We start from the raw sequence: 26,390 nt of genomic DNA, 5'->3' as shown, positions 1-26,390 counted from the left end.
ATAATTCATTGACATTCAAGTAACTTTAATGTGTATAATTCGAGATAAAGAAATCTTGAAACGGAGCGAATTGTATGGAAACTGCGGTAAAGAAAAAACGGCAATTTAAGATGCCCCACACTTATGTCATCTTAATTGCCATTATGATGCTAATGCTGATTTTGACGCATCTTATCCCGGCTGGTGAGTATCAGCGCATTGAAGACCCTGTCTCTGGTAAGATGGTAGTTGTTGCAGACTCTTACCAGCGCCTGGATGACGTAAAAGCGCCGGGAATTTTTGATTTGTTTTTGGCGTTGCAGCATGGCTATGTAGAAGCAGCGGACATTATGTTCCTGATTATTTTTGCTTACGGCTTTGTGTATATGCTTACCAAAAATGGAACAATGGATGCAGCCTTAGGTACTATGGTGCGCAAGGTGGGCAATAAGGTACAGCTTTTAATTCCGCTCACAATGATCATTCTTGGTGTGCTTAGCTCCACCATGGGTATCTACGAAGAGGTATACGGGCTCTTTCCTGTATTTGTAGGTATCTTCCTCGCGTTGGGGTACGATACCTTGGTGGGCGGCGCTACCATTTTTCTGGGTGTTTCAATTGGCTATGCAGCCGGTACGCTGAACCCCTACAACGTTGTTATCGCACAGGACGTTGCGGGCGTTACGCCGTTTTCCGGCATGGGCCTGCGCATCATCATTTTTGTGGTGTTTGAAACAGTGGCCATTCTTTACTTAATGAACTATGCACGTAAAGTAAAAGCAAATCCGCTGAAGTCCGTAATGTATGGTGTAGATGTAGAGGGCGTGCAGCGCAAGAGCCTGGATGAAATGAGCGAAGTAAAAATGACGGGCCGCCAGAAACTTTGCCTGCTGCTTTTCTTCGGCGTTATTGGGTTCTTGATGTATGCAACATTGAAGCTCGGCTGGTATATCGACGAGATTGCAGCACTGTTCCTGATGGGCATGGTGGCGGCTGGCATTATCAGTGGTTATTCAGCTACCGAAATTTGCAAGACTTTCATCGAATCCACCAAAACCATGGTCTCTTCGATGTTGGTAATCGGCTTTACCCGCGGCATTTTAATTTTGATGAAGCAGGGCTGCATTACCGATACCATCGTTTACTATCTGGTTAACCTGCTCAATGGGTGCAGCACTTATATTGCTGCTTACGGTATGTTGTTCTTGCAGAATATTATCAAGTTCTTCATCAACGGTTCTACCAGCCAGGCAACAATTACAATGCCCATTATGGCACCTACCGCAGAGCTGGTCGGCCTCAGCAAACAGATTGCGGTGCTTGCTTACCAGTTCGGCAACGGCTTTGCTGATATTTTCTGGCCCACCTCTTGCGCACTTTGCTGCGGTTTGATGGGTGTGCCTATCAATAAGTGGTACAAGTTTGTTGCTCCGCTCTTTGGTATTTTTGTCCTCCTGGAAATCGCCTTTATGACGGTTGCGGTATTTATAGGTTATTGATAAAATAGTTACACAGGCGAATCAGGATATGGGCGGAAAGTGTTTTCGCCTATATCCTGTTTGCCGCATTATTTGATAGGTGAAAAAATGATTATTAAAAACGGAAATGTATTGTTATTTGAAGAGGGCGGATTTGTTGTCCGCGATATCGAAATTGAAAATGGTAAAATTAAGCGGATTGCACCTGAAATTGAGGGAGCAGAATGCTACGATGCTGCTGGAAAATATATTACCCCAGGGCTGATAGATGCTCACAGCCATATTTGCATTAGCGAAGAGGGCATGGGTGCCATCGGTGATGACTGCAATGATTATTCGGGCGCGCTTACCCCTGAATTAGAGGTACTGGACGGGCTGTATCCGTTTGACAAAGCAGTAGCGGAATCGGTACGCGCCGGTGTAACGGCGGCTTGTGTATGCCCCGGCAGCGATGCAGTCATTGGCGGTGTTTCGTCAGCCATTCGCCTTGCTGGTACTGTGGCGGACGATATGCTTGTGCGCCGGTATGCTGCGCTTAAATGCAGCCTGGGCGAGAATCCTAAGACGGCAAAACACGGGTTTCAGTCCCGCATGGGTACCGCGTACCAGTTCCGTAAATGCCTGGAAGATGCACTTAACTATAAACACCAAAAGCAAGAAGCCGAGAAAAAACAAGAATATTTCAAAAAAGATATCGGTATGGAGCATTTGCTGTTGGTGCTGGATCGCAAAATGCCGGTTCATATGCATGTGCATCGCTCTGATGATATTTGTACCGCTGTGCGATTGGCGCAGGAGTATAATCTGGATCTCGTATTGGTGCACTGCACGGATGGAATTTCCGTTGTGGATTACCTCGCACGTTTTGATTACCCTGTGATTGTAGGACCCGGAATGACCCCCCGCTCCAAGCATGAAACATGGAGCAAAACCTACGCAACCGCGGGTGTCCTCAGCAAAGCTGGGCTTAAGGTGTGTATCACGGCAGACCACGATGTAACTCCGCTGTATTTCCTCTCGGTCTATGCGGGGCTGGCGGTGCGCCATGGTATGGAAGAACTGGAAGGCCTGAAGGCGATTACCAAAAACCCGGCGGAGGTTCTCGGTATTGCGGATTGCAAAGGCGAACTCAAGACTGGCTTGGATGCCGATATCGTCATTTGGAATAAACATCCGTTTGCTTATGATACACAGGTGGAGCAGGTTTTTCAGGAAGGAAAAGCAGTCTCCAAAGAGTAATAAAAAATAAAACCGTGGGGAAGGAGCTGCATCGTGGTTAAACTGAAGCGCAAACTGCCGCAGATTAAAATGCCGCATACATACGTAATTCTTACCCTTATTTTGCTGGTTGTCGTACTGCTTACCTATATTGTTCCAGGTGGGCAGTATGACCGAGTGCTGGATGAGGCAAGCGGCAAAATGATTGTTGTGGCAGACTCGTTTCATTATGCGCAGGGGAAAAGGCCCGGCATCTTCGATGTGTTCCTATCCTTGCAACGAGGGTATGTAGGTGCAGCTAACATCCTCTTTTTGATTGTTTTTGCTTACGGTTATGTCTATGTGCTGACTGAAAACGGTACCCTGAACAACGCCATCAATGCGCTGATTCGTAAAATGGGCGAGAAAACTTATCTGCTCATTCCGGTGTGTATGATGCTGTTTGGCTTACTTGGGTCTACGCTGGGCATTTTTGAAGAAGTATATGGATTAATTCCGGTTTTTATGGGAATTGCCATCTCTCTGGGCTACGACTCTGTAGTAGGCGGCGCCATTGTTTTTGTAGGCGTTGCTACCGGATTTGCCGCAGCGACTACCAATCCATTTTCGATTGGTATTGCGCAGACCATTGCAGAAGTGCCCATTAACTCGGGCCTCGGCTACCGCGTTGTTATTTTCATTGTGTTTCAAACCGCGGCGATTTGGTACGTGATGAGGTATGCCCGACGTGTCAAAGCTCATCCGGAAAAATCTATTTTATATGGCGAGCAGCTGGATTCTTTTATGGAGCGAAAAGAATCTGACGCTGATATGCCGTTTACCCTGCGTCAAAAATTGTGCTTGCTGCTCTTTTTTGTAACGGTGGGCCTGCTACTTTACGGTACAACCCGGCTTGGCTGGTATATTGACGAAATTGCAGCAATGTTTTTAATGATGATGGTGATTACAGGAATTGTAAGCGGCTATTCTGCCACGCAAATTTGCGAGACTTTTATTGCTTCTACCAAAGGTATTGTATCCTCTATTCTCATCATCGGGTTCACCCGGGGTATTTTGATTGTAATGCAGGAAGCATTAATTTCTGACACAATTGTTTACTATCTATCGCATCTGCTGGTCAATGCCAATAAGGTCTTTTCGGCAATCGGCATGCTGATTTTGCAGAATGTGATTAACTTCTTTATCACGGGCTCTTCCAGCCAGGCGACCATTACGATGCCGATTATGGCACCAGTCGCTGACATTGTAGGGGTGAGCCGTCAAACAGCAGTTCTTGCCTATCAGTTTGGGGATGGTTTTTCGGACATGTTCTGGCCCACTGCCTGTGCACTGCAGTGCGGACTTATGAATATCCCGATTAACAAATGGTACAAATTTATGGCACCGTTGTTTGGCATTATGTGCGTGCTTCAAACTGTTTTAATCGCTTTATCCGTCTATGTTTATCCATGATGAAATTTTTATAAGCTGCTTTGCTGAATTGTGACGCTGTACTTTAGCTCTCTTTGCACTACGAGAGCATGAAGCTGTTGCATGATTTATCAAATATAGCTTTACCGTATAGCAAGGCGAAAGCAACTTGACTTCAAAGCAAAAATCTCGGCGACAAACCGGTTTGCTCCATTGGCCTGTTTGCGTTTCTCACAGGCTCCCGCAATAGCGGTAAATGTTGTCGGAATGCACTTTGCCAAAATAATTCCCCCAGTTTTAAAATAAGGAGAGACCATCTAAGTATGGTTTCTCCTTGTTTTTTTAGCTATACTTGCGGGGTTGTTTTAGAGGTACAATGTGGTACAATGAAACCAAATAGTAGGCTGCCATTGGAGGGATATGATGTCAGGAATTCTGCTCGAAATTCGTGAAACGGTCGATAAATACGCGGCAATTATGTCTAAGATATCCGGTGTAGATGTAGAAATTGTAAATGAACAGCTCTTTCGCGTTGCGGGAACAGGAATTTTTGAAAAGCTGGTCAATCAGGACATGTCTACCGAAGGGTATGCCTATCGCGAAGTATTAAAAACAGGAAAATTACAGGTCATCTATAACCCCGGCAATGCGCCGATTTGCGCAAAGTGCCCCAGGTGCAGCCATTGTACAGAAAAAATTGAAATTGCCATGCCGATACGTGCCGGTAAAAAAACCATAGGCGTAATTGGGCTTGTAGGCTCAAGCGACGCACAGCGCAGTACGATTCTTGCAGACGAAGCAACCTACCTTGGACTCATCGAACAAATTGCCAGCTTTATTGGGTCCAAAGCCATAGAGCGAATCGACCAAAAGCAAAAGGAGTCGATGCGCTCGGCACTGGAATGCACCGTGAACCATATGGAGCAAGGCATTTTAATCCTGGGCCAAAGCGGGACCGTGACGATGGCAAACCGCATAGCAGTGGAACAGTTAAAGCTGGAGCAATGTAAAGGCTTGCAGACCGTCCTGATTCCAACAGGCGATAATCTAAGCGGCCAAACAGAATACCTGCTTACCGTGGGGGAAAAAACAGTACATATTTTAGGGGAGACTTATCAGCCCGCACAGGCAGATGAAAATTATGCACAGGTACTGGTGTTTACCCGAAGCTGTGATTTGCGCAAAAAAATGTATGCCCTAACAGCAGCGGTGACCACCGGCAGCATTGTAGGCGGTAGTGAGGCAACCAGGCAGCTGCGCGCTGAAATTGAGAAGATTGCTGCCAGCACCTCTACGGTGCTGATTACAGGAGAAAGCGGCACTGGTAAAGAGATTGCTGCCACCGAAATCTGGCGGGCTGGCAACCGCAAAGATCAGCAATTTGTAGCGCTGAACTGCGCGGCCATCCCTGAAAGCCTCTTGGAAAGCGAGCTGTTTGGCTATGTGCAAGGCGCGTTTACCGGCGCTGACCCCAGTGGCAGAGTAGGCAAATTTGAACTGGCTAACCACGGTGTGATTTTTTTGGATGAGATAGGGGACATGCCGCTTTATTTGCAGGCGAAACTGCTGCGTGTGTTGCAGGAAAGAAAAATTGTCCGCATTGGCTCCAACCAATTGATTCCAATCGATGTGCGAGTGATTGCTGCCACCAACAAAAACTTAAAAGAAATGATTGCCGATGGCAAGTTCCGTGAGGATTTATACTATCGGCTCAACGTAATACCGCTGAGCATTCTTCCGCTGCGGGAAAGGCGAGAGGATATTCCGGATTTGGCAGAACTGTTTGCAATGCGATATGCTTCCCGCTTCGGAAAAGGCCAGTGTCGCATCCCTGCTGAAACGATGGATGCGCTGGTGCGGTACCCATGGTATGGCAACGTGCGGGAGCTGGAAAACACACTGGAATTTATGGTGAATATGAGTGATGAGCAGGGTGTATTAGGACTCGACACTCTGCCGAGAGACTTTTTTAAAGCTGCGGACTTTGCCCCCATACATTTGCCTACGCCGACACCGCCCGCAAAAGAAGCTGTGATGCCATTGCGTGATTTAGAGCGACGAGAGATCAAAAAGGCAATCGACGCGTTTGGAGATAATACACAAGGGAAAAAGCAGGCAGCAAAAAGTTTGGGTATTGGGCTTGCTACCCTTTATCGCAAAATAGAAGAATTCTCAATTTGAGAAAACAATGGTTCTCATTTTGAGAAAAATTCTTATTTTGAGAATTACTGTGCTTTTCTATTTGCACCTTGCAAAAAGAAAATAGACCCGAAGAAAAATAAGAACAACGCTTTTCGGTAGTTGATTCGTTATCTTACACCAAAGCGGCATGCAGTTTTTGTGCATGCCGCTTTTTTCAATTCCAAAAAGCAAAAAAACAAAACTTGGCACATCCTTTGCTGTTTTATGTGTGACCGCCAAAAGTTTGTGCCTAATGCGCACGCTTAGAGGGAAGAAAGGACGAGATACGATGAGAGAAGAATTTAAGCTGGTGTCTTTTGCACGCAGTGACCAGAAGCAGACCGACCTCAGCTTTTTAAGTTTAAACCAGGCCGAAAAAGTGCAGCAGTTCCATGCCAGCTTTCCAATGTACCAAAAAACACCGCTGGTATCGCTGCCGCACACGGCACACAAATTAGGGCTGGCAGCAATCTACGTAAAAGATGAATCCTATCGATTTGGGCTGAATGCATTTAAAGTGCTGGGCGGCAGTTATGCCATTGGTCAGCACCTCGCACACCGGTTGCAAACAGACCTTAGTGAGCTGCCTTACGAAAAGCTGATTGCGCCGGAGACGCACAAAAAGCTAGGGGATATTACTTTTGTGACCGCAACAGACGGCAACCACGGGCGCGGTGTTGCATGGACAGCAAACCAGCTGCAGCAGCATTCGGTAGTGTATATGCCAAAGGGCAGTGCAGCAGAGCGGCTTGCAAATATTCAGGCAGAGGGGGCAGAGGCCTCTATTACCGAGCTGAACTATGATGATGCCGTACGGCTTGCCAACCAGCAGGCAAATGAAAAAGGCTGGGTTATGGTACAGGATACCGCCTGGGAGGGCTACGAGGATATCCCCCGCTGGATTATGCAAGGATATGGCACTATGGGGCTGGAGGCTTACCAGCAGCTGGAAGAAAAACCAACTCACATCTTTTTGCAGGCTGGGGTAGGGTCTATGGCCGGTGCCGTGGCTGGCTTTTTTGCTTCGGTGTACGGTGAGCAGCGGCCTATAATCACCATTGTAGAACCCAATAAAGCAGATTGCCTGTTCCGCACTGCGCAGGCGAATGATGGGGCACTGCATTTTGTGGGCGGCGACATAAGCACCATTATGGCAGGCCTTGCCTGCGGTGAGCCGTGCAGCATTGGCTGGGAAGTGCTGAAAAGCTGTGCAGACCACTTTATCTCCTGCCCGGACTACGCTGCCGCAAAGGGAATGCGCGTGCTGGGCAACCCCACAAAGGGAGACCAGCCGATTGTATCCGGTGAAAGTGGCGCCGCGGCATTTGGCTGTGTAGCGCAAATTCTCACGGACCCAGCGCTGCATGAGCTGAAAGAAAAGCTGGGACTAAGCGAAACCTCGAAAGTTTTATTTTTCAGCACCGAAGGGGACACAGACAAAGAGAATTATCGCTCTATTGTGTGGGACGGCAAATATCAAAGCGTCCCCGAAAAATAGCTTTACTGATGTACTGAAAAGAAAATAATGATTTTTTGACCAATAGGAGGAATTTAGTATGCTGAGCAAAGAACGTGAGAACGCAGTCATAGAACTCTGTCAGGCATTGATACAGCAGAAAAGCTATTCCGGCGAAGAGCAGGGTGTGGTATCGGTGCTGAAAGACTATATGCGGGAAAATGGATTTGACGAGGTTGCTGTGGACGACTATGGAAACCTTGTCGGTTGCATCAAAGGCAATCGCCCCGGCAAAAAGCTGTTGTTTGATGGCCATATGGATACCGTGCCTGTCAGCGATCCGGCAGAGTGGAAATATCCGCCCTTCGCTGCAGAGATTCACGAGGGGCGCATCTACGGGCGCGGCACCAGCGATATGAAAGGTGCGTTGTCTGCCATGGTCTGTGCTGCGGCTAATTTTGCACGGGACACCGAAAAGCAGTTTGCAGGTGAAGTTTATGTAGCGGGTGTAGTACATGAGGAGTGCTTTGAAGGGGTTGCTGCAAGGGCAATCAGTAAAGCCGTAAACCCGGACTATGTAGTAATTGGTGAAGCGAGCCAGCTGAACTTGAAGATTGGCCAACGCGGCCGTGCTGAAATTGTGGTAGAAACTTTCGGTAAGCCCTGCCACAGTGCTAACCCGGAAAAAGGCATTAATGCCGTTTACAAAATGGCAAAGGTGATTGAAGCAATCCGTACGCTTGCCCCGACCCATCATCCTGTGCTGGGCAACGGCATTTTGGAGCTTACTGATATTAAAAGTGCGCCTTACCCCGGCGCATCCGTTGTGCCGGAATATTGCCGCGCTACTTATGACCGCCGCCTGCTGGTAGGTGAAACCAAAGAGACGGTGCTTGCCCCACTAAAGGCGCTGCTTGCGCGCATGATGGAAGAAGACCCGGAGCTGAAAGTGAAGGTGAGCTATGCGGTAGGGCAAGAAAAATGTCATACCGGCCATGAGATTACTGGAGAACGCTTCTTCCCCGGCTGGCTGTATGACGAAAAAGAAACCTTTGTACAAGACGTAGCGAGCCGCTTAAAAGAGATGGGTTACATGCCTTCCATCACACAATACAATTTCTGCACCAACGGCAGCCACTATGCAGGCGAGGCGGGAATTCGCACGTTTGGCCTTGGACCCTCGCAGGAAAATTTGGCACACACGCTCAATGAGTACATTGAAATCGATCAGCTGGCAAAGGTTACCGATTGTTATTACGGCGTCATGCAGGCGTTGTTAAAATAAAAAAACAGGAGGAATTTGTTATGAACAGCACACAAATCACGGCACTCGTTATTATTTTGCTTTATATGGCGGCAACTGTGGCACTTGGCTTGGTTATCTCTAATCGCAAAAAAGCGAAGGCGGCTTCGCAAAGCAATGATGATTTTCTGATGGCGGGCAAATCTTTGGGTCCGGTGGTGTTGGCAGGCACCTTGTTTGCAGCCAACACAGGCGGTGCCAGTACCACCGGCATTGCAACCAACGTATTATCGTTTGGTTTATCTGCTTGCTGGTATGTAATTGCGGCAGGTATTGGTTTTGTTGTGGTTTCTTTTATTGCGCCCTATTTTCGGCGTTCTTCGGCAAGCACTGTGCCGGAAATTATCAGCAAAAGATACGGCAAACCATCCCACATTTTTACTGCTTTTACCTCTATTTTAGCGCTGTTCATGGCAACCGGTGCGCAGATTATTGCGACGGCTTCCATTATCAACGTAGTTACAGGCGTTAGCTTCCGCACAGCGGCCATCGTTACTACCATCGTGGTCATTCTTTATACCATGATTGGCGGGTTCTCCTCTGTAACTGCAGCAAATATGATGCACGTTGTTTTTATTACCGTTGGCATGACGATTGCAATGCTGATTATGGTTAACAGCAAAGATGTTGGCGGCTTTACTGCACTGTTTACCAAAGCACAGGCAATGAGCGGCGAACTGAACCTGCTGAGCATGACAAAAATCGGTCTGCCCACCATTATCGGTTACATAGCGATGTACTGCATGACCTTCCCGACCGGGCAGGAAATTGTACAGACTTACTGTTCTGCGAAAGATGGCAAGTCTGCAAAAGTAGGCTCCGTAATCGCTGGTTTGCTCAGCGCAGCTTATGCGATTGTTCCGGCCATCATCGGTCTGGTTGCTTACGTCTGCATTGATGGATACGCAGCAAGCGGCGCACAAAAGAATGCCTTGGCAGATGCTACCATCCGATTTGCGCCTGCTGTGGTGGCTGGTCTTGTGCTGGCAGCCATTGTTGCGGCAACGATGAGCAGCGCTTCCGGCAATATGATTGGTACTGCTACCATGTTCACCAACGACGTGTTCCGTCCCTATCTCAACCACGGCGTCAAAAATGACCAGAAAGAAGTTTGGATTTCGCGTTTGACCATGGTGGTAGTAGGTGTGGTTGGCCTTGGTATTGCGCTGACCGCTTCCAACATCATCAGTGTTATGATGGGCGCATTTGCACTGCGCAGTGCAGGACCCTTCGCCGCCTTTATCTGTGGTCTGTTCTATAAAAATGTCACGAAGCGGGCTGGGTTTATCTCTATCGTTCTCGGCACCGTCGTCGCAGCAATTTGGATTTATGTAATGCACAGCCCGTGGGGGTTGAGTGCAATGGTGCCCGGTGGCATTGTAGCGTTTGTGACCATTTTCCTCTGCTCTGCTATCGACCGTCGTTTGGGCGTCGAACCAGCTCCGGAAATTCAGTTCGAAAATGTTTAAGCTGTTTGCACGAATTTAGATTGAATTATTGCTGAGGTGAAAAGTATGAAAAAACTAATTGTTGGCGGGACTGTGGTGGATGGAACCGGCAGGCCTGGATACAAAGCTAACGTTCTGGTGGAAGATGACCGCATTGCCGAGATCGGGGAAATTGCACCCCAACCAGATATGGAAATCATCGATGCGGCCGGCTTAGTGGTGGCCCCCGGCTTTATTGACACCCACAGCCACAGCGACCTGCAGGTACTACTGGAGCCATCGGTCGCACCGAAGTTGATGCAGGGTATTACCACCGAAATCCTCGGACAGGACGGTATCTCTCTTGCGCCGTTGCCGCAGGAATATATCAGCCCATGGCGCAAAAATCTGGCCGGGCTCGACGGCGATTCGGATGATATCGACTGGAACTATAAAAACACAGAAGGCTATCTAAAAATGATCAGCGACGTGCGCCCGGGGCTGAATGAATGCTATCTAGTTCCGCACGGGAACATCCGCATGGAAGCAATGGGCCTTGAAAACCGCCAGCCGAACGAAGAAGAACTGGAAAAAATGTGTGCCATCACCCGCCGCGAGATGGAGGCTGGTGCCATTGGTCTTTCAACAGGACTCATCTATATGCCTTGTGCTTATTCGGAATCAAAAGAAATCATCGAAATGTGCAAAGTGGTTGCAGAGTATGATGGCAGCTTCGTGATTCATCAGCGCAGTGAAGCAGATACGATTCTTGATTCGATGCGCGAGGTAATCAAAATTGGTCGGGAATCTGGCGTTAAAATCCACTATTCGCATTTTAAAGTGTGCGGCAAGAAGAACTGGGATAAAATCGAACAGGTAATCGAGTTGCTCGAACAGGCGGAAAAAGAGGGCATACGCGTCAGTTTTGATCAGTATCCGTATGTAGCAGGCAGCACAATGCTTGGTGTTATTTTGCCCCCATGGGTGCATGACGGCGGCACCGATAAAGTATTGGAACGCCTGGCAGACCACGAGCTGCGCAAAAAAATGGTATATGATATTGAGCACGGTATTCCGGGTTGGGATAACTTTGTAGAGTTTGCAGGCCTGGACCAGATTTTTGTAACGAGCGTAAAACATAAGAAAAACGAAGACGCTGTTGGCTTAAGCTTAACCGAGCTTGGCAAACTGCGCGGCAAAGACCCCTACCAAGCAACTTTTGACCTATTGCTGGAAGAAGAAAACGCAGTGGGCATGGTCGATTTTTACGGCACAGAAGAGCATGTGCAGCGGTTTATGAAACGCCCGGAAATGAATGCCTGCACTGACGGCCTGCTTGGCGGCAAACCGCACCCGCGTGTGTATGGCGCTTTTCCGCGGATTTTGGGCAAATATGTACGTGAGGATAAAGCCTTGACGCTTGAAGAAGCCGTATATAAGATGACGAAAAAACCGGCCGACACCTTCCGCATGGTAGGGCGTGGAGAAGTGAAGGTTGGAAATTATGCAGACCTGACGATTTTCAATCCGGATACGGTTATCGATAAGGGCACCTTTACAGATCCGGCGCAGTTCCCAGAAGGCATAGAATATGTACTTATCAACGGTGGGCTTACGGTAAAACAGGGCAAACACACTGGCAACCGCAACGGCGTAGTGCTTCGCAAAAAAGGGCTGGATGTGGTAAAATAAAAACATACTTGGCCAAACATCCCAAACAAAAGGAGAAACAAATGATGCAGAAGATTTCTACTACTAATGCGCCGGGGGCAATTGGGCCTTACTCGCAGGGCTATGAAGTCAACGGAGTGGTATATACCAGCGGACAGATTCCGGTTGACCCTGCAACAGGGGAAGTGCCGGAAGGAATCCGTGCACAGGCAGAGCAAAGCTGCAAAAACGTAGGTGCCATTTTGCTTGCCGCCCAGACCGGGTTTGAGAATGTATTCAAAACAACCTGCTTTTTGGCGGATATGAAAGACTTTGCCACCTTTAATGAAGTGTACGCGCAATACTTTATCTCAAATCCCGCGCGCAGCTGTGTTGCCGTAAAAGAACTCCCCAAAGGCGTTCTTTGCGAAATTGAAGCCATTGCTAAAGTGTAAGCACACAGCAAACTGTCGATAAATACGGTTGCAATCTGCCGTCCTTATTTGCTGTAAACGAGGCTGCCCGTAAAAAGGCGGCCTCGTTTTTTATCCAAAAGATGTTACAGCCTATCGATGCGTAGTATAATCAAACCAAGGCCCCGCAAGTGTAATAGAAAGAGGTGTGTGGAATGATTGTAACATTGCAGATTTACAGCGTCCTTGCCAGTTTGGCTCAAACATGTTTTTACGTGTTAGGTGTGGTTTGTATGGTGAAGTTCCTGCGGGGGAAAAGATAGTCTTTTATGCCTGGGTCTTTTCACGATAAAGGACGCAGGTAACGCGGCTGTGGGCTAAGCCAATAGGACAAAAGCGTGGTTTTGTTTTTGCCAATAAAGAGTGCCGTCGTTTTGCATGGATGGGCGCGGCGCTCCTACGGCTCGCGAACAAAAGAGAAGAAAAAGCGAAACAGCTTGTATTCTTCTAAGTGCGGATGTATAATATAACCTGGAAACAAACTGAATATCGGGGAGCTTGTATGACAGGCTGAGAGGAAGGTATGACCTTCGACCCATTAACCTGATTTGGATAATGCCAACGTAGGGAAGCCTAAGTGTACTCGTATTTATTTGCGGGAAGTTACCAAACCGGTAACTTCCCGCTTTTTTTATTTTCAGGAGGATTTGCGATGAAACAAGTAAAACTAAAAACCAAAGTAGCTACACGGAAAATGGTAGCCGCTGCCATGTTCGCCTGCCTTGCGTTTGTGTTGAACATCTGTGTGTATTTTCCCTCTATGGCACCGTTTCAGCACTTTGTAGATGTACTGGCAGCGGTTTTTCTTGGCCCATGGTACGGCTGTGCTTCGGCATTGTTGTGCGGTATTTTGCGCATGATGTCCGGGCGCACCATTCAAGCTGTTACGGGTGCTGTTTTTGGGCCGATTCTGGGTGGTTTGCTTTACCGTAAAACGAAAAATATATGGCTTGTTTTTGCGGGAGAAATTGTAGGTACCGGCTTTTTCGGCGCAATGGCCTCTTACCCGCTGATGAAATGGTTTTATGGACTGGATGCACAGTCACCCTTTTACTATATCCCGTTTTATCTGCCCTCCGCGGTGGTGGGTGCAGCAATGGGTGTTGCGACACTGCTGGTTTTCCAGCGCACTGGCCTTGTTGACCGCATGCAGAACGAATTAAATCGATAAAGGAGGAATGGCGATGTTCGATTTTGCAAAAGCACTCTGCCTTGTACGCACAAAGGCTCCGCTGGTTCAGTGCATCACAAATTTTGTGACAGTCAATGACTGCGCCAATATGATACTCGCAGCGGGCGGTTCTCCCTCGATGGCACACGACATTCGCGAAGCAGCGGAAGCTGTTTGCGCAGCCAATGCCCTGGTGTGCAATTTAGGTGCCATTGAAGATGTTGAAGCGATGTTGCTAGCAGGAAAGCAAGCCAACCAACTTGGCAAACCCGTGGTGCTCGACCCTGTGGCGGCGGGTGGCACTACCCTTCGCAAAGAGGCGGCGAAGCGCCTTGTAGAAGAGGTGCAATTTGCTGTGATTCGTGGAAATGCATCAGAGATTCGCGCCCTTGCGGGGGCCAATACCACGGGGAGCGGTGTAGACGCAAGCGCGTTTGACGTGGTTACAGAAGAAAACTTACAGGAAGCCATACAAATTGTGAGAGCACTCGCACAGCGCACCAAAAGTGTGATTGCCGTATCTGGCAAACTTGATGTTATATCAAATGGAGCGTGGACGATGGTGCTGAAAAATGGCTGCTCAACTATGGCCCGTATTACGGGCAGCGGCTGTATGCTGACAGCACTCATCGGAGCTTTTTGCGGTGCTATGCCGCAAGACCCTTTCACGGCTGCTTGCGCTGCCATGGCTGCAATGGGCGTTTGTGGAGAACTGGCAGACCAGCGCCGTTTGCAAAATAAAACCGGCAATGCCACTTTTCGCACAGATTTGATTGATGCTGTTTTTAACTTAACTGAAGAAGAATTGGTAAAAGGAGTAGAATATGAAATTCTCTAAACAGGAAATCCGCGAGGCAATGCTGCTTTATGCGGTTACAGACAGAACTTGGCTAAAGACTGGTGAGTCGCTTTTGGATGTATGCGAAAAAGTACTTGCCAGCGGGGCGACCTTTTTGCAGCTGCGAGAAAAAGATTTTAACCAGGCGGATTTTGAAAAAGAGGCTGAACAGCTTGGCAGCTTATGCGCAAAGCACCGCGTTCCTTTTGTCATCAACGACAGCGTAGAAATTGCGCTGCAATGCAATGCGGACGGCGTCCATGTGGGGCAATCTGATATCAAAGGCCGGAATATTCGCTCTATGATTGGGTCGGATAAGATTCTGGGTATTTCCGCAGGTACTGTTGAGGAGGCAATTGCCGCCGAAAAAGCAGGCGCAGATTATATTGGGGTGGGAGCCGTTTTTGGAACAAGCACAAAAAAAGACGCCAGAAACCTGACGGTGGAAAAACTTCGTGAAATCTGCTCGGCGGTTACCATTCCCGTAGTTGCGATCGGTGGAATCAATGCAGAGAATGTGGTACAGCTTTCAGGAAGTGGTGTGGACGGCGTTGCCGTAATCTCGGCTGTTTTTGCTGCCAAAGACCCGGAAAAGGCAACGGCACAGCTTTTGATGCTGGCTAAGAGTATGGTGCAGCATGGATAAGCGCTTTGCCATATTTGACATGGACGGCACCCTGGTGGATTCGATGCCTTTTTGGCAAAATCTAGCGGAGGAATACCTGCACAGCAAAGGTATCGCAAAGGTTGCACCGGCTATCTTAGAGCAGATTAAGCCGATGACCATGACCCAATCGGCGGCGCTGTTTGTGCGAGAATACGAGCTTTCCGGCACACCGGAAACAATTGCTGCGGAGATGAATCGCAATATGGAGGAGCATTACAAGCAAGATGTTCCGCTAAAACCCGGCGCACAGCAATACCTGCAAAAGCTGCGCAAAAATGGTGTGCGAATGTGCGTTGCTTCTGCAACTGCTGAGCCGCTAATGCAGGCGTGTTTGGCACGGCTTGATGTTTTGGAATGTTTTGATTTTCTGCTCTCGTGTGAAGAGGTCGGTGCAGGCAAAACCCAACCGGACGTTTACCATGCCGCAGCAAAAAAGCTGGGAGCAGTACCGGAAGAAATTGCGGTTTATGAGGATGCGTATTATGCAGGGAAAACTGCAAAAAATGCAGGTTACCATCTGGTTGCAGTGTATGATGGCTGCGCGGGTGACTGCTGGAACGAAATGAGACAGCTCGCAGATGAAGTAATTTGCAGCTGGGAAGAAGGAGGATTTATATGAGTGCAAGTATTGCAATTCAGGTGCTGCCCCAAGTAGACGGCGATGCAGAGGTTTGCCGCATTGTAGACGAAGTGATTGCTTACATCGACAGTACGGGGCTGCGCTATCAGGTAGGGCCCTTTGAAACCACCATCGAGGGAGAAAGCTACGAACAGCTTATGGAAATTGTTCAGGAATGTCCAAGGGTTGCGATTCGCGCCGGAGCGCCTAAGGTATCCGCTTATGTTAAGCTGGTTTACCAGCCGGAGGGTAAAGTTTTATCCATCGACCAGAAAATCGGGAAATATCAGCAGTGCTGATTTTTCAGCGGCAGACCGGGGGCACCACTCTCTGTCGCTTTATAAAAATAATGCGAATAAACAAAAGGAGACAAAACAATGAAAACAGCATTATCAATCGCTGGCAGTGACTGCAGCGGAGGCGCCGGTATTCAGGCCGATCTGAAAACGATGACTATGAATGGTGTTTATGCCATGAGCGCGATTACAGCGCTCACTGCACAAAACACAACCGGTGTCACCGGAATAATGGAGGCTTCTCCAGAATTCCTAAAACAACAAATCGATGCAATTTTTGAAGACATACGTCCCGATGCCGTGAAAATTGGGATGGTATCGTCTGCAAATTTAATTAGGACGATTGCGGAAAGGCTTACCTACTATGGCGCGACAAATATTGTAGTAGACCCTGTCATGGTAGCAACGGCTGGCTCTAAGCTCATTGAGTCTGATGCCGTGGCAGTTTTGAAAAAAGAGCTGCTGCCGCTTGCAACCGTTGTGACACCGAATCTTCCGGAAGCAGAGGTGCTGTCCGGGCTTACTATCCGCAACCAAGAGGATATGGTTGCGGCGGCAAAAACAATCAGCGACAATTATGGCTGTGTGGTGCTGTGCAAAGGCGGCCACAGTGTTAACGATGCCAACGATTTGCTCTACGCCAACGGAAAGGCGCAGTGGTTTATGGGTAAGCGAATCGATAATTCCAACACACACGGCACAGGCTGTACGTTATCCAGTGCAATTGCCGCAAACCTTGCAAAAGGTTATGATTTGGGAACGTCGGTGCAGCGGGCGAAAGAGTATATCTCTGGGGCGCTGGCGGCTATGTTGAATCTCGGTCAAGGCAGCGGCCCGATGGACCATGCGTTTGACCTGCAAAGCCGATTTGCAAGGGAGGTGGAGTAAATGACCCAAAAGCGTACTTCCTTATTTGAAAACGGCTTGATTTGGTTTGGTGCCGGTGTTTCGATTGCTGAAATTCTGACTGGTACCTATTTTGCCCCGCTCGGCTTTGGCAAAGGCCTTTTGGCTATCTTAATCGGACATGTTATCGGCTGTACGATGTTGTTTTTTGCCGGAGTGATTGGCGGCAAAACCCGCAAAAGTGCAATGGAGACGGCTAAAATGAGCTTTGGTCAAAAAGGATGCCTGCTGTTTGCATTTCTAAACATTATGCAGCTTGTTGGCTGGACTGCAATTATGATATACGATGGCGCGCTCGCTGCCAATGGCGCGTGGGCACTTGGTAAATGGATTTGGTGCCTCGTGATTGGTGGGCTTATTGTGCTGTGGATTTTCGTAGGGATTGAGAATCTGGGCAAAATCAATACTGTGGCGATGGCAGCTTTGTTTGTGCTGACGATCGTCCTCAGTTATGTTATTTTTGGCGAAGGAACGCTCCACGGCATCTCCGGTGAAGGCATGACATTTGGTGCGGCAGTTGAGCTGTCTGTGGCAATGCCGCTTTCCTGGCTTCCGCTCATCAGTGACTACACCAGAGAAGCAAAGCATCCGGTGAAAGCCACAGCCGTCAGTGCGATTACATATGGCATCGTCAGCTGCTGGATGTATGTAATCGGAATGGGTGCAGCTATTTTTACAGAAGAATCCGACATTGCACAGATTATGGTCAAAGCAGGGCTGGGATTTGCAGGCCTGCTCATCATCGTGTTTTCTACGGTTACTACAACCTTCCTGGATGCATGGTCTGCCGGTATTTCCAGTGAGTCGATATCCGTAAAATGCAGCGGCAAATGGTTTGCCGTGGGCGCGGCAGTTCTTGGCACTGTGGGCGCAATCTGCTTTCCGATGGAAGATATTACAGGCTTTTTGTATCTGATAGGCTCGGTATTTGCACCGATGATTGCCATTCAAATAGCAGACTTTTATATCCTGAAAAAAGATTGCAGCAACCAGCCTTTCGGCTTGCAAAACTTGGTTATTTGGGTAATCGGCTTTTTGCTTTACCGCTTATTGATGCGGGTCGACATGGCTTTCGGCAATACGTTGCCGGATATGATAATTACCATTTTAATTTGCATCACTGTAAACAAGGTGAAAGGCAAGGTTGTGAAATCAGCTTAGGCATTGACGGGGTTACATGTGACCTTACAAAAAACATTGGCCACGTAGCGCCAAAATAAGATAAACAGGTGCAAAACACGGGCTGGCAAATGCTTGGCCCGTGTTTTGTTTTAGCAATGAAATTTCCTCAAAAAATCTAAAAACTTTAGATTGCCTGGTTTTTATGAAACAGTATGGTGAGAAAAACAAAGTATCGTTTTTTTTCGAGGGTTTGTGTTTCGTTGACTTGTCGTTTTTTGCTGTTTATAATAGAAGAAACGAATGAACATCAGCCTGGAAATAACAATAGTGTCTGAGCAAAGAAAGGATTTGCCATGAATGGGTTCGCTCTAATGGAAACGACGGTCACTCAAGTTCATAAAGCTTATCTTTCTGGCGAGCTGAGCTGCCATGCGCTGTGCGAAGCTTACCTTGCGCGAATTCACGCTTACGACAAAAGCGGGCCAGCCGTAAATTCGATTATTTGCATCAACCCAAAAGCGCTGGAAGAGGCAGACAGGATGGACGCCTACATAAAAGAGCATGGCGCCCTTTGTGGCCCACTGCATGGCATTCCTATCATGCTCAAAGATAATTTCAATACGTCTGATTTGCCTACCACAGCCGGTTCTATTGCTTTGCTGGACTGGGTACCGCCGACGGATGCCTTTGTCGTTGAGCGTTTGCGTAAGGCGGGCGCGTTGATTCTTGCAAAAACAAACCTGCACGAATTCGCCATCTGGGGCGAAACAGTAAGCTCGGTTCTTGGTGCTTCGGTGAATCCGTACGATTTCACACGCACGCCGGGCGGCTCATCCGGCGGCACAGGCGCTTCTATCGCATGCAATTTTGGTATCATTGGCTTAGGCACTGACACCATCAATTCAATTCGTTCTCCGGCTTCGGCAAACAGTCTGGTTGGCATTCGTCCTACGATGGGCATGGTCTCCCGCACAGGCATTGTGCCGTATTCGCTGACGCAGGACATTGCGGGCCCTATCTGCCGTACGGTAGAGGATGCAGTGCGCTGCCTGGATGTCATTGCAGGTTATGACCCGAAAGACAGCGAAACAGCGTTTTGTGTGGGCCAAAAAGAAGAAAGTTACTTAGGCCATTTAAAGCTGGACGGAATGAAAAACGCTCGCATCGGCGTGCTGAAAAGCCTATTTGGCCGAGAAAAAATCAATCAATCCACAAATATAGTTTTGCAAAATGCGATGAAGGTATTTGAGGAAAACGAAGCGACACTGGTACCAATCGATGAAAATATCGACCAGGCCTGGCTGACCAAAGAAGCATCTGTGCATCTGGATGATTTTGCGCATGACCTCGACCAGTATCTTCGTGAACTACCAGCAGATTGGCCGGTGCACTCGATGGCTGATATTCTGGAAAGCGGAAAATTCCATCCATTTTCAGAAAGCAATCTGCGTGAGGCAATGACGCTGGATGTTAATACATTACGTTATTACAAAAAGATGTACAATAAAATTGGCGTTCGCACTCGTGTATTAAAGCTGATGGCGGATTACAATTTGGATGCGATTATTTACCCTCACCAACAGCAACTGGTATGCAAACTGGGTGGCAGCCAGCAGCAGCGCAATGGCGCTCTCTGTTCGGCAACCGGGTTTCCTTCCATCGTTGTGCCTGCCGGGTTTGCGCCTGACGAAAATGCACCGCTTGGGGTGCCGGTGGGCATGGAAATTATGGGGCGCCCCTGGAGCGAAGGCCGACTGATTGAAATCGCTTTTTCTTTTGAGCAGCACTCTCGTTTTCGCAAGCCGCCGCATTGCGCGCCGGACTTGGAACCAGCGGAATTTTTGCAAACAAGATAGTGCGAATATCTAGGGCCTTTTGTGCTGTTGCCAAAGGCTGCAAAAAAGGAGGCGAGAGCCTCCTTTTTGATTAACGTACGCTTTTGGCAGGTGCAGCAGAGCTAAGAAAAATAGAATCCGGTTTATTGATATAAAATCTTGTAGAAAAAACGCCGCGAAAATCGTACTATCAGTGAAAGAAAAAACAAGGGAGTTTTTATGGCAAAACGAAAAGTGCGCAAACGCAAAAGCAAGTGGCTGATTTATCCGTTGCTTTTGGTTTTTGTCGGTGTCGTTTGGATTAACACCCGGCAAAGCTTTGCAAAAAAAGAACCTGCCGCGCCCCCGTTTGAAACGGTGGGACCGGCAGAGCATACTTACGAATGGGACAAGCTGACATTAGACGAAAAAGGCAGGCGCCAATATACCGCAGCGGACGGCAGTGTCGCAAAGGTCGGCATTGATGTTTCTTCTCATCAGGGAGATATAGACTGGCCAGCGGTTGCCGCAGACGGCATTAGCAGTGTTTTTGTGCGCGTTGGAAGCAGAGGCTATGAAAGCGGCGAAATTTATCAAGATGACCGTTTCCATCAAAACGTGCAGGGGGCACAGGCGGCGGGGCTGCCTTGCGGAGTTTACTTTTACTCGCAGGCCGTTACCGCAGAAGAAGCCCAGCAAGAAGCAGACTTTGTGCTGGAGGCTGTGCGCGAATATTCGCTGGAGCTGCCGATTGTGATGGATTACGAAGAGGTGCTGAAGCCAACTGCGCGCACCGCTAACCTAACCACACAGGCGCGCACCGACAACGCAATCGCTTTCTGCGAGCGTATCCGGGCCGCGGGGCATCCGGTAATGCTGTATTCTACGCGCAGCATGCTGCTCAATCACTTTGACCTTACCCGCCTTTTGGATTATCCGCTTTGGGTTGCAGAATATAACGAAACCACGCAGTTTCCGTATGAGTTTGTGGCCTGGCAGTATACCGATAGAGGCCGCGTTGCAGGCATTGGCCCGGATGTAGATTTGAACCTGATTTTTTAAAGCCTTAAAAATGTTTGATAATATAAAAAGACCCGATTTTCTGCCTGTCAGGACCGAAAATCGGGTCTTTTATTGTTGCGATAAATTTAAAGTTTCAATTTTTTTGCCAGTAGCTCAGGATTTGAGGCAAAGGTAAGCGCGGTTCGCTCAGAAATAAGGCCGGATTTATACAGGTTCAGGATGCTGGTATCCATTGAGATCATCTCCTCTTCGGCAGAAGAATAAATCACGGTGTCAATCTGATGAATTTTATTTTCGCGAATCATGTTTCGAATGGCAGGGTTGACAATCATAATCTCGAAGGCGGGTACAAGCTCGCCGTCTACCGACGGCAAAAGCTGTTGTGACACCACCGCTTGCAATACCATGGCCAGCTGCACGGCAATTTGGTGTTGCTGGCTTGGCTCAAATACGTCAAGAATACGGTCGATGGTATTTGCCGCACCGATGGTATGCAGGCTGGAAAAAATCAGATGTCCTGTTTCGGCAGCCGTCATCGCAGTGGTAATGGTTTCATAATCTCGCATTTCGCCGAGCAAAATTACGTCCGGGCTTTGGCGTAGAGCTGCCCGAAGTGCCGTGACATAGCTTTCGGTATCGGTATTTATTTCGCGCTGGCTTACAATGCTCGTTTTATGGCGGTGCAGATATTCCAGCGGGTCTTCAAGTGTAATAATATGATCGGCTTTGCTGGAGTTGATGCGGTCTATGATGCAAGAAAGCGTCGTGGATTTGCCGGAGCCGGCGGCACCGGTGACGAGTATCAGCCCTTTGGTGCGCTCTGCAAGTGACAGTACCGTGGCTGGCAAATGCAGCGCAGTGGGGTCCGGAAGTTCGAATGCGATGACGCGTACCACTGCGGCGAGCGAGTTGCGCTGGCGATAGGCAGAAACGCGAAATCGAGAAACCCCCGGCAATGCAAAAGAAAAGTCATCGTCGCCGGATTTTTCAAGGTGCTCCATGTCTCGCTGTCCGGCAAGCTCATAGATTTGGCGTACAAAATCGGCGGTATCGTTCGGCTTTAAAGGCGTATTGTCCACATTGGTCATCTGCCCGTTAATTTTACAAACAAGCGGACGCCCGGCCACAATAAAAATGTCGGAGGCGCCTTTGGTAACTGCAGTTTGCAGCTCGGTGACAAAATTCATGGTGTAAAGCTCCTTTATCCTAATCGGGAATTGCCGTGGTGCCATAGACAGGCAGCCCGTCAGAGGGTTGCCAGGCGTTATCGCCCTCGATAGCCCAGCTTTCAATAGCGTAAAAGAAAGACTGTTTAGAAGAGCGCGGGGCCATTGCAGCTGCGGTGCGCTCGGCTGCGCTGTGAACGCGTATTTTTACGGTTAACTGCTGGGTATCGCTGATAGGAACCGCGTAGTCAATATAAAGCGCATCCGCGTCGCGGTGGGTAGCGTACCCGGCGTCTTGCAGAGCGGATTCACATTGGTCAAAATATGCTTTGTCCTCTGTACCAGCCTGCAAGTTTTCAGCAAGCAAGGTATCAATTTTCGCCAGCTTTTCATAAGCGGTGGTTTCAGCAGTGTAGTAAGCTTGGATATGCGCTGTGTTTTTATCGCTCAACGCTTTGTCTGCCCGTGCGCTTACAAGGCTAAGCACTGCAAATGTGACCAGACAAAGCAATACAAAAATCACTAAAATCGAAGAGGCACCAATAAAAAGCCCGGTGCGAGAACGCCGTTTGGAAAATTGGGGCATAGATGGGCCTCCTTTCAAAGATGCAGCGGCTGATGCCAACCGAAGGGGAGTGCCAGCAGAATGCGATCACCCTGCGTTACGGTTACCTGGGCTTGCTCGGCAGAGGCCGCGGGCAAAACGCTCATGCAATAAACAGCGTTGGCGGCATTGTCTAACGGCTGCCAGTCGGCAGTATACCAGACTGTGAGTTTACCGTCTGCCGTGACTGTGCCTGAAAGCAGTTTTGCTGCAGCTTCAAAGTCGCCCTCGGCAGATTGCACACAGGCGGCTGCGCTTTGGGCCAGGGCCGCCGCCCGGTTTGCTTCCTGCGTTTCACGGCTAATCACATGAGAGGACACAAAAAGACGTGCACAGACTGCGCTGGAAAGGGCAAAAAACAGCACGGCAAGAATGAGCTCCATCAAGAACAATGCGGATTTAGAAGATTCATTTTTCATTGCAACCGCCTCCTCAAACGCTGCTGTGCAGGGCGAAAATTAACTCTTCTGGGCCGTTTTCGCCCACTGCGGTAAAGCGGAAAAGCTCGTTCTCCAGCTGCTCAAAAGAAGCGTTCTCCAGCTCGGCCACCACCTGCCCGGTCGAAGGATCAAGATTGACTGCATAAGCTTCGGTCGTGGCAAGCTCGCGCAGTGCGCTATCATAAAAGTAAATGTAAGTGCGGATGGACTGCGGTTCGCCGTAGCGTGTCAAAGAAAGTGCAGGCACTGAGCTGTCACACGGTAAGATGCCCAGCTGAACGCTGCCGGCACGGTCGTTTTCACGCACTTTTTCGGTTACATAGGCAACGGCGGTGCGGGTAGAATAATTTTCGCTCATGCCAGCGACAGTGGAGCGATAAACGTTTGCACCGATGACCACAACAATAAGGGCAGAAACGGCGAAAACGCAAAATAAAGTTAAAGTAAAAAACAAATCAATCATTGAGTGTTTGCGCTGCAAGCGAACACCTCCTTGCCGGGCGGCATTTAAGCCGCGATTTTTTTAATGCTAAGTGCGAGCAATTACAGTAATCTCAGGCATTAAATTGCTCGCGAATACCTCATAGTCTACGAGATACTTCTTTTCATCATAGCGAATACCATAGTGCTCTTTTAAATAGGAGAGGCTGGCAGGGTAAGCACCCTCAGTGGCATAGCAGTGCACAGCACTGCGCCGGATGGCGGCAGCAAGGCTTGCTTGCTGCTGAGCCTGTGTGGTTTTGCTGATAGAAGAAAGGCCAGACAAAAACAGCAAAAACAATGCCGAAAAGCTGACAATAGGCAATACCACGCCGCGCAGTCCGGTGACGCTCCGTTTTTCTTTTTTGAAACGGTTTTTTGCCATAATACGCCTCCTGCTAGCCAATCGTGGACATGATGCCCATTAAAGGGAGCATCACGGACAGTAAAATAATGCCGACAATGACCGAAAATACAGCGACTAAGGTCGGTTCTACCATGAAGATGCGATCATTGATTTCGTTCTCCAGCTCCATGCTGTACTGGTCTGCCAGTTGCTGAATGGCGCTGTCAGCGGTGCCGGTTTTAAAAGCAATCGAAATCATTCTGCCGTACACACCAGAAAAAAGCTTTGCCTCTACCAGTGCAGATGCAAAATTAGTTCCCTGTGCAATGCTCTTTTGACAGTCTTCGATGCGGGCTTTCACCACCGGATGGTCAACCAACTGTGCTGCCATTTCAAGGCTTTTATCCGTGTCGAGGCCGCTCGCAAGCATCAGTGCCAGTGCGCTGGTAAAACTCGCATTTGCACGGCGCTCATAAATCTTTTTGGTTGCAAAAAAGCGCATTCCCAATCGGCTGCGCAGGGCGCGGCCTTGTGGGGTAGCACTGAGATAAAGCAAAAAGAGGGCGGCCGCGGCCAATAGCCCAACGAACCATAAGGAATACTGCGAAAGGGTCATACCAATCTGCAGAATACTGCCACCAAGCCCTGTCATTTCGGTACCAAGCTGTATAAATACCTGATTAAAAATAGGAAGCACTTTAATGACCAGCACACCGACGACCAAAACCATCATCACAATCATAACAACTGGGTAGCGTACAGCGCTGCGAATATTTTTGCTTACGGTTTCTTCACGGTCATAATAACGCTCCAGTGCTGCCATCACTTCTTCCAACTTGCCGGTGGCTTCGCCGATGCGAACCATATCCATGAGATATTTCGGGAAAACTTTGCTCTGGGCAAGGGCTTCGCTCAGCGGTGTGCCAAGCTCACAGCAATTCAAAAGCGATGTAAGGATGCGCTCGCCCTCCGCGTCCTCAATATCTTCCAGCATAATGCGGATGCCCTCCGGCACTGCAATGCCAGAACGCAAGAGCATGCTGATCTGCGCGCAGAAAACCGAGAGTTCCCGGTTGGTGAGCATTTTTTGTTCGGTTTTGGTTGCCATGTGAACCACGCTCCAATCTATCCAAATGGTCAATAAACGTACTTTATATTGTAATTGCTGTCATCTGCAATGAATTTCATAATGCTTTTGCTCTGCTTTTCGTTCGAAGCAAAAGTAGGATCCATACGGTGCCAGCCGCTGCCGTCAAATTCGATGATGCCATCAATCCAGCCGATGTCCGTGATGTAAACGCTGATCCAGGCGTGGTAAATGTCGCCTGCCCAGCCGACATCAAGGCGGGTGGGAATACCCTGTGTGCGCAGCATTGTGGTCATTACAGCAGAGTAATCAAAGCAAATGCCGGTACCGCTTGCAAGAATTTCATCCACATTTGGCAGATAGCCGCTTTGCACAGTGTCGGCTTTTTCATAATCATAAGTGGTGTGGCGAACGACATATTCATATACGGAATCTACCACTTCCAGGTCATTTGCTGCGCCTTTTGCGAGCTCTGCGCCTTTTGCTACGGTGCGGCTGGAAGCGCTGAAGTTCACATATTGGTTAGGATAAAGAAAGGGGAGAAACTCATCGGTGATTTCTGCGGTAATGGTTTGGCTTAAAGCATAAGCATAATCAGTGCCGCTTATATTTTCAAACACATTACACTGATAGGTGCCGCTGCCGCCGGTAAGGGGGAAAACCTCCCAATCGCCATGCAGGGTATAAGTATATTTCATGTTATCCGGAGTCGTAATTTGCAACTTTACTTTCGGGTTGCTGCCAAAGTAATTCACCATAATGTAGCCCTGAGACTTATTGGAAGCGTCAATGGATACGGCAGCAGCACGGTACACTTCTACGCCATCCGCAGAAGGCGTCAACACAACAGGGTCATTAGGGCGTACGACGGCGGGTGTTGACGCGGAAACACCGGCGTTATGAGAGCTGTTATTTTGAGAAGAGGCAGACTTGCTGCATCCGGCAAGCAAAAGCGCCCATGCCAAAATCAGCAGCCACAACAGTGCACTTTGTACAGTCTTTAAGTTGGGTCGTGGCAATCTGGACGCTCCTTTCTTACTTGAATGAATTTAAAGGGAAAGTTATCTAAATATAAAAGCTAACTGCTCAATAAAATGTCTGGCATAAGCGCAGATGTCATTTTTTGTTATTGTACCACGAAAATTTTCCTGCTGCACCAATTTTTGTAAATTTAGAGCAGAAACAAATATCTGCAAAACGAACGAAAGGGTAAGCAAAAACATCTTGAAAAAGTAA

Annotated in this window: 25 protein-coding genes and 1 riboswitch; of the genes, 18 read left to right on the top strand and 7 right to left on the bottom strand. The window is 48.5% G+C overall.

What is annotated here, in order from left to right:
• The first annotated feature begins 74 nt into the window (after positions 1-74).
• The 18 genes from C1A11_RS02365 to C1A11_RS02280 all read left to right on the top strand — a co-directional run bounded on the left by C1A11_RS02365 (position 75) and on the right by C1A11_RS02280 (position 21,070).
• Positions 75-1,478 carry a YfcC family protein gene (locus C1A11_RS02365; RefSeq protein WP_102048814.1) on the top strand — a complete coding sequence of 468 codons (1,404 nt, stop codon included), beginning with the start codon at positions 75-77 and terminating at the stop codon, positions 1,476-1,478.
• Positions 1,479-1,565: 87 nt separating this feature from the next.
• Complete coding sequence (locus C1A11_RS02360) at positions 1,566-2,696, top strand: amidohydrolase family protein (RefSeq protein ID WP_102048813.1); 1,131 nt, start codon at positions 1,566-1,568, stop codon at positions 2,694-2,696.
• Between the two features lie 33 nt (positions 2,697-2,729).
• Entirely contained in the window at positions 2,730-4,127 is a 1,398-nt protein-coding gene (locus tag C1A11_RS02355) for a YfcC family protein (protein WP_102048812.1), read from the top strand.
• A 381-nt stretch (positions 4,128-4,508) separates the two neighbouring features.
• Positions 4,509-6,266: a sigma 54-interacting transcriptional regulator gene (locus C1A11_RS02350; RefSeq protein ID WP_102048811.1), complete on the top strand. Its 1,758-nt coding sequence runs from the start codon at positions 4,509-4,511 to the stop codon at positions 6,264-6,266.
• A gap of 289 nt (positions 6,267-6,555) precedes the next feature.
• Positions 6,556-7,764: a diaminopropionate ammonia-lyase gene (gene dpaL, locus C1A11_RS02345; RefSeq protein ID WP_102048810.1), complete on the top strand. Its 1,209-nt coding sequence runs from the start codon at positions 6,556-6,558 to the stop codon at positions 7,762-7,764.
• Positions 7,765-7,822: 58 nt separating this feature from the next.
• A complete protein-coding gene (locus C1A11_RS02340; RefSeq protein WP_180950215.1) occupies positions 7,823-9,007 on the top strand; it encodes a YgeY family selenium metabolism-linked hydrolase in 1,185 nt (394 codons plus the stop codon).
• Positions 9,008-9,027: 20 nt separating this feature from the next.
• Positions 9,028-10,494 carry a sodium:solute symporter family protein gene (locus tag C1A11_RS02335; protein WP_102048809.1) on the top strand — a complete coding sequence of 489 codons (1,467 nt, stop codon included), beginning with the start codon at positions 9,028-9,030 and terminating at the stop codon, positions 10,492-10,494.
• A 45-nt stretch (positions 10,495-10,539) separates the two neighbouring features.
• A complete protein-coding gene (locus C1A11_RS02330) occupies positions 10,540-12,144 on the top strand; it encodes an N-acyl-D-amino-acid deacylase family protein (protein WP_102048808.1) in 1,605 nt (534 codons plus the stop codon).
• 44 nt (positions 12,145-12,188) lie between these two features.
• Entirely contained in the window at positions 12,189-12,557 is a 369-nt protein-coding gene (locus tag C1A11_RS02325; RefSeq protein WP_102049219.1) for a RidA family protein, read from the top strand.
• 498 nt (positions 12,558-13,055) lie between these two features.
• A riboswitch (TPP riboswitch) is annotated at positions 13,056-13,162 on the top strand.
• A gap of 65 nt (positions 13,163-13,227) precedes the next feature.
• A complete protein-coding gene (gene thiW, locus C1A11_RS02320; RefSeq protein WP_102048807.1) occupies positions 13,228-13,746 on the top strand; it encodes an energy coupling factor transporter S component ThiW in 519 nt (172 codons plus the stop codon).
• 13 nt (positions 13,747-13,759) lie between these two features.
• Positions 13,760-14,584 (top strand): hydroxyethylthiazole kinase, encoded by an 825-nt coding sequence (gene thiM / locus C1A11_RS02315; protein ID WP_102048806.1) that lies wholly within the window; start codon positions 13,760-13,762, stop codon positions 14,582-14,584.
• Positions 14,571-15,230: a thiamine phosphate synthase gene (gene thiE / locus C1A11_RS02310; RefSeq protein ID WP_102048805.1), complete on the top strand. Its 660-nt coding sequence runs from the start codon at positions 14,571-14,573 to the stop codon at positions 15,228-15,230. The genes thiM and thiE overlap by 14 nt, the downstream gene beginning before the upstream one ends.
• Positions 15,223-15,870, top strand: coding sequence for an HAD family hydrolase (locus C1A11_RS02305; RefSeq protein WP_102048804.1), 648 nt, complete (start codon positions 15,223-15,225; stop codon positions 15,868-15,870). Before thiE ends, C1A11_RS02305 begins: the two co-directional genes overlap by 8 nt.
• The gene (locus tag C1A11_RS02300) at positions 15,867-16,169 is read left to right on the top strand and encodes a thiamine-binding protein (protein WP_102048803.1); all 303 of its coding nucleotides are present in this window, start codon (positions 15,867-15,869) and stop codon (positions 16,167-16,169) included. Before C1A11_RS02305 ends, C1A11_RS02300 begins: the two co-directional genes overlap by 4 nt.
• 78 nt (positions 16,170-16,247) lie before the next feature.
• Complete coding sequence (gene thiD / locus C1A11_RS02295) at positions 16,248-17,054, top strand: bifunctional hydroxymethylpyrimidine kinase/phosphomethylpyrimidine kinase (protein ID WP_102048802.1); 807 nt, start codon at positions 16,248-16,250, stop codon at positions 17,052-17,054.
• Positions 17,055-18,233 (top strand): putative hydroxymethylpyrimidine transporter CytX, encoded by a 1,179-nt coding sequence (cytX, locus tag C1A11_RS02290; RefSeq protein ID WP_102048801.1) that lies wholly within the window; start codon positions 17,055-17,057, stop codon positions 18,231-18,233.
• A 314-nt stretch (positions 18,234-18,547) separates the two neighbouring features.
• On the top strand, positions 18,548-20,050 hold the full coding sequence (locus tag C1A11_RS02285) for an amidase family protein (protein ID WP_102048800.1): 1,503 nt from the start codon (positions 18,548-18,550) through the stop codon (positions 20,048-20,050).
• A gap of 198 nt (positions 20,051-20,248) precedes the next feature.
• Entirely contained in the window at positions 20,249-21,070 is an 822-nt protein-coding gene (locus C1A11_RS02280; RefSeq protein ID WP_102048799.1) for a glycoside hydrolase family 25 protein, read from the top strand.
• 86 nt (positions 21,071-21,156) lie between these two features.
• Here the strand turns inward: C1A11_RS02280 and C1A11_RS02275 are convergent, their stop codons facing one another.
• The 7 genes from C1A11_RS02275 to C1A11_RS02245 are packed head-to-tail and all read right to left on the bottom strand — an operon-like array spanning position 21,157 to position 26,173.
• Positions 21,157-22,218 carry a type IV pilus twitching motility protein PilT gene (locus tag C1A11_RS02275; RefSeq protein ID WP_102048798.1) on the bottom strand — a complete coding sequence of 354 codons (1,062 nt, stop codon included), beginning with the start codon at positions 22,216-22,218 and terminating at the stop codon, positions 21,157-21,159.
• Positions 22,219-22,237: 19 nt separating this feature from the next.
• Complete coding sequence (locus C1A11_RS02270) at positions 22,238-22,783, bottom strand: hypothetical protein (RefSeq protein ID WP_102048797.1); 546 nt, start codon at positions 22,781-22,783, stop codon at positions 22,238-22,240.
• 14 nt (positions 22,784-22,797) lie between these two features.
• Positions 22,798-23,220, bottom strand: coding sequence for a hypothetical protein (locus C1A11_RS02265; RefSeq protein WP_102048796.1), 423 nt, complete (start codon positions 23,218-23,220; stop codon positions 22,798-22,800).
• Positions 23,221-23,233: 13 nt separating this feature from the next.
• On the bottom strand, positions 23,234-23,722 hold the full coding sequence (locus tag C1A11_RS02260) for a DUF4860 domain-containing protein (RefSeq protein ID WP_102048795.1): 489 nt from the start codon (positions 23,720-23,722) through the stop codon (positions 23,234-23,236).
• A 48-nt stretch (positions 23,723-23,770) separates the two neighbouring features.
• Positions 23,771-24,106 (bottom strand): hypothetical protein, encoded by a 336-nt coding sequence (locus C1A11_RS02255; RefSeq protein ID WP_102048794.1) that lies wholly within the window; start codon positions 24,104-24,106, stop codon positions 23,771-23,773.
• Positions 24,107-24,119: 13 nt separating this feature from the next.
• Positions 24,120-25,175, bottom strand: coding sequence for a type II secretion system F family protein (locus tag C1A11_RS02250; protein WP_102048793.1), 1,056 nt, complete (start codon positions 25,173-25,175; stop codon positions 24,120-24,122).
• A gap of 29 nt (positions 25,176-25,204) precedes the next feature.
• A complete protein-coding gene (locus tag C1A11_RS02245) occupies positions 25,205-26,173 on the bottom strand; it encodes a transglutaminase-like domain-containing protein (protein ID WP_242965788.1) in 969 nt (322 codons plus the stop codon).
• Positions 26,174-26,390 lie beyond the last annotated feature (217 nt).

Source organism: Pygmaiobacter massiliensis, from assembly GCF_900199435.1.
Taxonomy (GTDB): Bacteria; Bacillota; Clostridia; order Oscillospirales; family Ruminococcaceae; genus Pygmaiobacter; species Pygmaiobacter massiliensis.
Note: the sequence above shows the minus strand (reverse complement) of the source record. Positions and strands in the feature narration are given on the sequence as shown.